Origin of the sequence: Gottfriedia acidiceleris, from assembly GCF_002128425.1 — a bacterium.
GTDB lineage: Bacteria > Bacillota > Bacilli > Bacillales > Bacillaceae_G > Gottfriedia > Gottfriedia acidiceleris.
In genome coordinates, this window is sequence record NZ_NESS01000007.1 from 1 (window position 1) to 1,544 (window position 1,544).

General features: G+C 51.4%; 2 protein-coding genes. Both read right to left on the reverse strand.

The features are described 5' to 3' along the window. The coding region (locus tag B6K90_RS13970) for a collagen-like protein (protein ID WP_217348756.1) at positions 1 to 536 on the reverse strand (536 nt) is incomplete at its 3' end. A gap of 195 nt (positions 537 to 731) precedes the next feature. Beyond that, a partial coding sequence (locus B6K90_RS23980) for an exosporium glycoprotein BclB-related protein (RefSeq protein WP_167555382.1) occupies positions 732 to 1,544 on the reverse strand: 813 nt, incomplete at its 5' end.

Consider the following 1,544-nt stretch of genomic DNA (forward strand, 5'->3'; position numbering starts at 1 on the left):
CCTGTTGCTCCCGCTGGACCTGTTGCTCCTGCTGGGCCTGTCGCTCCGTCTGCTCCTGTTGCTCCCGCTGGACCTGTTGCTCCTGCTGGGCCTGTCGCTCCGTCTGCTCCTGTTGCTCCTGCTGGGCCTGTCGCTCCGTCTGCTCCTGTTGCTCCTGCTGGGCCTGTCGCTCCTGCTGGACCTGTTGCTCCTGCTGGGCCTGTCGCTCCTGCTGGGCCTGTCGCTCCGTCTGCTCCTGTTGCTCCTGCTGGGCCTGTCGCTCCTGCTGGACCTGTTGCTCCTCCTGGACCTGTTGCTCCTGCTGGACCTGTTGCTCCTGCTGGACCTGTTGCTCCCGCTGGGCCTGTTGCTCCTGCTGGACCTGTTGCTCCCGCTGGGCCTGTTGCTCCCGCTGGGCCTGTTGGACCTTGTGGACCTGTTGGACCTGTTGGACCTGTAATTCCTGTTGGACCTGGAGGAGCTGGTGGTACTGTTGGACCTGGTGGGCCCGGTGGTACTGGGTTAGGTGACCCTGGTGGGCCTGGTGGTAATGGCAATAGATACACCTCCATAAAATATTTTGACGTACACTTTATCATATTTTTGTTGGACAAGTTTGTTTGGATAAAAATACTAATCACGAGAAAAAATTTCAAAAAAAATTCTACTTACTAGTTTCCACCTTATAGATAAATAGAAACTAGTAAAATAGAATAGTAAAATAATTCAATACTTTTGTTTATATTTAGTATTTACTCAATTGTAAGTCCTGCACTTGCATAACCATCAATTGTTCCATTTGATGTCGATTCAGCTGAAAATACTATTAATAAACGGTCACCAGCTGAAACTGGTATTGACAGTGGTGCAACATCGCTTACACTTGTACCTGGTACAGCACCAGCTGGAAGAACTGGTAACGGTATTGCAGCAACTTGAGTAAAAATAATTGAAGGAGGAGTAGAAATATAAACTCTAGCTGTAATTGTTGATATAGTAGTTAATGGTATAGTAACCGCTACGCTAAATAACGAAGCAATTGAAGTAATTGTTCCGTCTCTTGGAACAGACAGTGCAAAGTTTAAGTTTTGTCCTGCTCCTCCAGTTAAATTAATTGGATTACCTATTACTTCATTTACAGTACCTGAGTCCCCGAATCCGATAAGCCCTTGATCGGATGGACCTCCTCCCACTACTGTTGTTAATGCTAATGGATTACCTGAAGCAAATGGAATAATAGCACCTGCTCCTGTTGCCCCTGCTGGACCTGTTGCTCCCGCTGGGCCTGTCGCTCCGTCTGCTCCTGTTGCTCCCGCTGGGCCTGTTGCTCCGTCTGCTCCTGTTGCTCCTACTGGGCCTGTTGCTCCCGCTGGACCTGTTGCTCCGTCTGCTCCTGTTACCCCTGCTGGGCCTGTTGCTCCTGCTGGGCCTGTTGCTCCGTCTGCTCCTGTTGCTCCTGCTGGGCCTGTTGCTCCTGCTGCTCCTGTTGCTCCTGCTGGGCCTGTTGCTCCTGCTGGGCCTGTTGCTCCTGCTGGGCCTGTTGCTCCTGCTGGGCCTGTTGCTCC